This is a genomic window from Nocardia otitidiscaviarum NBRC 14405 (assembly GCF_000308635.1).
GTDB classification, from domain to species: Bacteria; Actinomycetota; Actinomycetes; order Mycobacteriales; family Mycobacteriaceae; genus Nocardia; species Nocardia otitidiscaviarum.
In genome coordinates this window covers 1-247 of sequence record NZ_BAGD01000196.1, presented here as the reverse complement: position 1 = coordinate 247, position 247 = coordinate 1, and the positions used below count along the sequence as shown (strand labels likewise).

General features: G+C 55.5%; 1 pseudogene. It reads right to left on the bottom strand.

Annotated elements, in window-relative coordinates:
• Positions 1-247: pseudogene (locus ON31_RS29320) on the bottom strand (nucleotidyltransferase); the annotation flags it as partial.

The window sequence follows — 247 nt, the reverse complement described above, 5'->3', positions numbered from 1 at the left end:
GTCGCCGGTTCAAAAATGCCGGCCAGAATATCGTTACGCTGCCATTCGCCAAACTGCAGCTCACGTTTCGCCGGATAACGCCACGGAATAATGTCATCATGCACCACGATGGTCACTTCCACCGCACGCAGAATTTCGCTTTCACCCGGGCTCGCGCTGGTTTCCAGCAGATCGTTAATCAGCGCACGACGGGTGGTTTCATCCAGACGCACGGTCACGGTCACCAGCAGATCAATATCGCTATGCG